The organism is Arthrobacter sp. P4_F11, from assembly GCF_056401395.1.
The window spans coordinates 1-5,894 of record NZ_JBFUJK010000035.1 but is presented as its reverse complement, the minus strand read 5'-3'; the positions used below and the strand labels follow the sequence as shown (position 1 = coordinate 5,894).

Genomic DNA, 5,894 nt, shown 5'->3' with positions numbered 1-5,894 from the left:
CATTCGGAGCCGCCGATCAGGAAGGTGGCCTCCTTGTCTTCCCAGCACTCGAAGATGTTGGGGCAGCCGGCCTCCTCACACACCGTGTGGAGGCCCTCCTTCTTGACGAGGTTTTTGAGCTGGACGAACTCCGGGCCCATCTGGACCTTGGCCTTGATCCATTCCGGCTTCCGTTCCACCGGTGTGGCCGCGTTTCGCTGCTCAATGCGCAGCATCTTCCGGCCTCCTGGTGCCAGTGTCACAGTAGAGCTCCTTCTGGGCCAGGGGGGGGCGGTGTTTTCGGGCAATTTCATAGTCAGGGCTTGGCCGCGGTCCCGTCTACGCACGAACGATGCGGTCTTGTCAGCGAGTATAGACATTCGTATAAAGTCCGCGCGGCGGAGCGGCTTTCATACATATGAATAAAGGACATCGACAAAATTAAGCAGGTTGTTGTAGCCGGCCGTTCAGGCCCTGCCGGATAATGAATGACAACACCGCTGTGACCCCGGTCACGGCGTAAGCGACACGCTTTTGATCTGCGGCGGGAGAGTCCCGCAAGCAAATGATGCGGGCGCCGTAGGAGCAAATCCTCCCCGGGAATCTCTCAGGCCCACGTACCGCCGCGGCGAGGCAACTCTGGAAAGCAGCTCGCTCTTCACCATGAAGGGCAAGCTCACCGACGGTGCAAGCAGACCCTGTCTGCGGAATCTCTCAGGTCCACGACAGAGCGGGGAGGGACCCGATCCATAGCCGTGTCCTGCGGGCCGGCCAGACCCTGGAGTTCCTATGACCGTTCAGTCCAATCCCTCTGCCTTCGTTGACCGGCACATCGGCGCGCGCCGCCAGGCCGACATCGACGCCATGCTCAAGGCGATCGGCTATGACAGCGTTGACGGCCTGGTGGACACCGCCGTGCCCGACTCCATCCGCCAGCAAAGCCCGCTCAGCCTGGACAGCGCATTGAGCGAGGTCGAGGTGCTGGCGGAGCTGCGCCGCCTGGCGTCCAAGAACAAGACGGCCGTGCAGATGATCGGCCAGGGCTACTACGGCACGCACACCCCGCCGGTGATCCGCCGCAACATCCTCGAAGCCCCGGCCTGGTACACCGCCTACACCCCGTACCAGCCGGAAATCTCCCAGGGGCGCCTCGAGGCGCTGCTGAACTACCAGACCATGGTCCAGGACCTCACCGCTCTGCCGGTTGCGAATGCGTCCCTCCTCGACGAGGCCACTGCCGTCGCCGAGGCGGTGCTCCTCATGCGCCGGGCCAACAAAAACAAGTCCGCTGCCGGGGCCAAGACCGTCCTCGATGCCGATGTGCTGCCGCAGACCATCGCGATCGTCAAGGGCCGCGCCGAAGCCCTCGGCTTCGAGGTCGAGGTCGCCGACCTCTCCAAGGGCCTGCCCGAGGGCGTCATCAACGGCGTCGTCCTGCAGCAGCCGGGCGTCTCCGGCCGGGTGTGGGACCAGTCCGCCGTGATCGCGGAGGCTAAAGAACGCGGCGCACTTGTCACCGTGGCGGCGGATCTGCTTGCCCTGACCCTGATCACCCCTCCAGGCGAGCAGGGGGCGGACATCGCCGTCGGCTCCACGCAGCGCTTCGGCGTGCCCCTGTTCTTCGGCGGCCCGCACGCCGCCTACATGGCGGTGCGTGAGGGCATGGAACGCACGCTTCCTGGCCGCCTCGTGGGTGTCTCCAAGGACAATGCCGGCGTCCCCGCGTACCGCCTGGCCCTGCAGACCCGCGAGCAGCACATCCGCCGTGAGAAGGCCACGTCCAACATCTGCACCGCCCAGGCGCTGCTGGCCATCGTCTCCTCGATGTACGCCGTCTATCACGGCCCCGACGGGCTGAAGGCGATCGCCGAGGCCGTCCACCACAACGCCCGCACCCTGGCAGCGTCGCTTAAGGCCGCCGGCCGCGAGTTGGTTTCCGAGTCCTTCTTCGACACCGTCACGGTCCGGGTCCCCGGCAAGGCCGCCAAGGTCATCGCAGCGGCCGAGGCCCGCGGCATCAACCTGCGCGTGATCGACGCCGACACGGTGGGTGTCTCCGTTGATGAAACCACGACGCCGGAAGTCGTCGCCGCCGTTGCCGTCGCCTTTGGCGCTGGTCCGGTCGGTGAGGCCAAGGGTCTTGAACTGCCAGAGTCTGTGCTGCGCTCGTCTGTCTTCCTGCAGCATCCGGTCTTTAACACGCACCGTTCCGAGACCCAGCTGCTGCGCTACATCCGCCGCCTCTCGGACCGTGACCTGGCCCTGGACCGCACCATGATCCCGCTGGGGTCGTGCACCATGAAGCTGAACGCCACGGCCGAGATGGAAGCCATCTCCTGGCCGGAGTTCGCCTCCATCCACCCCTTCGCCCCGGAATCCCAGACCGCGGGCTGGCGTGAACTGATCGAGGACCTCGAAGCCCAGCTGACCGAGATCACCGGCTACGACCAGGTCTCCATCCAGCCGAACGCCGGCTCCCAGGGCGAGCTCGCGGGCCTGCTGGCGATCCGCGGCTACCACCACTCCCGCGGGGACGCGCAGCGCACCGTCTGCCTGATCCCGGCCTCCGCGCACGGCACGAACGCCGCCTCCGCGGTGCTCGCCGGCATGAAGGTAGTGGTGGTGGCCACGGCTTCGGACGGCACGATCGACCACGCGGATTTGACCGCGAAGATCGAGGCGAACAAGGACGCGCTGTCCTGCATCATGATCACCTACCCGTCCACCCACGGGGTGTACGACGCCGATGTCCGCGAGGTCTGCGACGCGATCCACGCCGCCGGCGGCCAGGTCTACATCGACGGCGCCAACCTCAACGCCCTCGTCGGGCTGGCCCAGCCGGGCATGTTCGGCGGCGACGTCTCGCACCTGAACCTGCACAAGACCTTCTGCATCCCGCACGGCGGCGGCGGACCCGGCGTCGGCCCGGTCGCGGCCAAGGCCCACCTCGCCCCCTTCATGCCGGGGGACGCGAACAATGACTCTGAGGGGACTGGCGTTGCCATCTCTGCCTCCCGCTACGGATCTGCAGGTGTGCTGCCGATCTCCTGGGCGTACGTGAAGCTCATGGGCGGCAGGGGCCTCACCGAGGCGACCAAGTCGGCCCTGCTCGCAGCCAACTACGTTGCGTCCCGGCTGGATGAGCACTTCCCGGTGCTCTACATGGGCGCGGGTGGCCTGGTGGCCCACGAGTGCATCCTGGATTTGCGTGAACTGACCGCCCGCTCTGGAGTGACGGCCGAGGACGTGGCCAAGCGCCTGATCGACTTCGGCTTCCACGCCCCCACGCTGTCCTTCCCCGTGGCGGGCACCCTCATGGTGGAGCCCACCGAATCCGAGGACCTTGCGGAGATTGACCGCTTCGTCGAGGCGATGATCACCATCCGCCAGGAAATCGACCAGGTCGTCAACGGCGACTTCACTGTGGAGAACTCGCCGCTGCGCAACGCACCCCACACGGCTGCCGCCGTCGTTAGCTCTGATTGGGACCGCGGGTACCCGCGTGAGCAGGCGGCGTTTCCGGTCCTTCACCTGAAGCAGGACAAGTACTTCCCGCCGGTCGGACGCATCGACGGCGCTGCCGGGGACCGCAACCTGGTCTGCTCCTGCCCACCCCTCGAAGACTTCGAGGAAAGCACAGCAGCGTTCGAGGACCACTCCGACGACTCCGCTAACTAAGGACTGACTCAATGACTGAGAACTACACCGCTCTTTACGAGCAGCACAAAAAAGCCGGCGCCTCCTTCACGGACTTCGGCGGTTGGCAGATGCCCCTTAAATACGAATCGGAACTCGCAGAGCACCACGCTGTCCGCAACGCCGCGGGCCTGTTCGACCTCTCCCACATGGGCGAAGTCTGGGTCACTGGCCAGGACGCGGCCGCGTTCCTCGACTACGCCCTGGTCGGGAAGCTGTCGGCGGTCGCCGTTGGCAAAGCAAAGTACTCGCTGATCTGCAACCCCGACGGCGGCATCATCGACGACCTCATCACCTACCGCCGTGGCGAACAGAAGTTCCTGGTGGTACCCAACGCGGGCAACGCCAAGGTAGTCGCCGCGGCCCTCGCTGAGCGGGCCGGTTCCGGAAAGGAAGGCGGGTTCGACGTCACCGTCCAGGACGCCTCCGCCGAGACCTCGCTGATCGCCGTCCAGGGCCCCAATGCAGAAGCCATTCTGCTGACCCTTGTCCCAGCGGAGCAGCACGTCCTGGTCACCGAACTGAAGTACTACGCTGCGGTTGAGGTCCAGATCAACGGACAAGATCTGCTCCTCGCCCGCACCGGCTACACCGGCGAGGACGGCTTCGAGATCTACATCCCGAACGAGGATGCGGCAGGTCTCTGGGAAGCACTGCTGGATGCGGGCGAAGGATACGGCCTCATCCCGGCCGGCCTCGCGTCCCGCGACTCCCTGCGCCTCGAAGCCGGCATGCCGCTCTACGGCAACGAGCTCTCCCGCTACGTCAACGCCTACGCCGCCGGACTGGGCCCGGTTGTCTCGCTCGCGAAGGAAAGTGACTTTGTGGGCAAGGAGGCGCTGACGGCGATCAAGGCTGCCGGCGTCGGATCGTCCATCGGCCCAAAACTCGTGGGACTCAAGGGCACGGGCCGTCGGGCAGCGCGGGCCCACTACTCCGTCCTCAAGAACGGATCGCTCATCGGCGAGGTGACTTCGGGTCAGCCGAGCCCGACGCTCGGTTACCCGGTCGCCATGGCGTACGTCGACGTCGAGCACTCAGAACTGGGCACGATCGTCGACGTTGACCTGCGCGGCAAGGCGGAACCGTTCGAAGTGGTCGCGCTGCCGTTCTACAAGCGTCAAAAGTAAGTCCTGTCGAGTCGTCTTTGGTCCGAAGGGACCGGGACAAACAAGCTTTACGAACTAGAAGAAAGATGGAATTGAGATGAGCAAAGTGGTTGCTGAACTGAAGTATTCGGCTGAGCATGAGTGGGTTGCGCGGGAGGCCGGGAACGTTGTGTCCATCGGCATCTCCGCCGTCGCCACCGACGCCCTGGGCGACATCGTTTACGTGGACCTGCCCGAGGTCGGGTCGACGGTGACTGCGGGGGAGACCTGCGGTGAGGTTGAGTCGACCAAGTCGGTCTCGGACCTCTACGCACCGGTGACGGGTGAGGTCACCGAGGTCAACGACGCCGTTGTCGATGACCCTTCTCTGATCAACAGCGATCCGTACGGCGCCGGCTGGCTCTTCAAAGTGGCCGCCGAATCGGACGGCCCGCTGCTCTCGGCCCAGGAGTACGCGTCCAAGAACGGTGGCGAACTGTGAGCGGCGCAACGGCGGCCGCGGGCACACAGACACTGGCGTTTGAGCAGGTCGTGTCGGCGAGCCTGGATGCGGACCTGTCCGTGCTGGATCCGGAGATCGCCGCGACGATCGACGCCGAGCTGAGCCGGCAGCGTGACGGGTTGGAGATGATCGCCTCGGAGAACCACACCGCCTGGGCTGTGATGCAGGCGCAGGGTTCGGTGTTGACGAACAAGTACGCCGAGGGCTACCCGGGCAAGCGTTACTATGGCGGTTGCGAGCATGTTGACGTGATCGAACAGCTCGCGATCGACCGGGTCAAGGCCCTGTTCGGCGCCGGGTACGCGAACGTGCAGCCGCACTCCGGCGCGCAGGCGAACGCTTCGGTGATGCACGCCCTGATCCGGCCGGGCGACACCATCATGGGCCTGAACCTGGCCCACGGCGGGCACCTCACGCACGGCATGCGGATCAACTTCTCCGGCCGGCTGTATAACGTCATTCCGTACCAGGTCCGTGAAGAGGACCACCGGATCGACATGGCCGAGGTCGAGCGCCTGGCCCTGGAGCACAAGCCGGCGCTGATCGTGGCCGGCTGGTCCGCGTACGCCCGGCAGCTGGACTTCGCCGAGTTCCGCCGGATCGCTCGC

4 protein-coding genes, 1 pseudogene and 1 riboswitch are annotated in these 5,894 nt (G+C 65.6%); of the genes and pseudogenes, 4 read left to right on the top strand and 1 reads right to left on the bottom strand.

Features of this window, described 5'->3' with window-relative positions; genetic code table 11:
• Positions 1-242 (bottom strand): annotated as a pseudogene (locus tag AC1DRO_RS21080) (lipoyl synthase); the annotation flags it as partial.
• Positions 243-514: 272 nt separating this feature from the next.
• Positions 515-612, top strand: a riboswitch (glycine riboswitch).
• 156 nt (positions 613-768) lie between these two features.
• On the opposite strand from AC1DRO_RS21080, the gene gcvP reads away from it, so the two are divergent.
• From gcvP to AC1DRO_RS21060, 4 genes are all read left to right on the top strand, one after another.
• Complete coding sequence (gcvP, locus tag AC1DRO_RS21075; protein WP_476952326.1) at positions 769-3,657, top strand: aminomethyl-transferring glycine dehydrogenase; 2,889 nt, start codon at positions 769-771, stop codon at positions 3,655-3,657.
• Positions 3,658-3,668: 11 nt separating this feature from the next.
• Positions 3,669-4,805: a glycine cleavage system aminomethyltransferase GcvT gene (gene gcvT / locus AC1DRO_RS21070; RefSeq protein WP_476952325.1), complete on the top strand. Its 1,137-nt coding sequence runs from the start codon at positions 3,669-3,671 to the stop codon at positions 4,803-4,805.
• Positions 4,806-4,881: 76 nt separating this feature from the next.
• Positions 4,882-5,265, top strand: a complete 384-nt coding sequence (gene gcvH, locus AC1DRO_RS21065; RefSeq protein WP_476952324.1) for a glycine cleavage system protein GcvH — start codon at positions 4,882-4,884, stop codon at positions 5,263-5,265.
• The coding region (locus tag AC1DRO_RS21060; RefSeq protein WP_476952323.1) for a PLP-dependent aminotransferase family protein at positions 5,262-5,894 on the top strand (633 nt) is incomplete at its 3' end. The genes gcvH and AC1DRO_RS21060, both read left to right, overlap by 4 nt.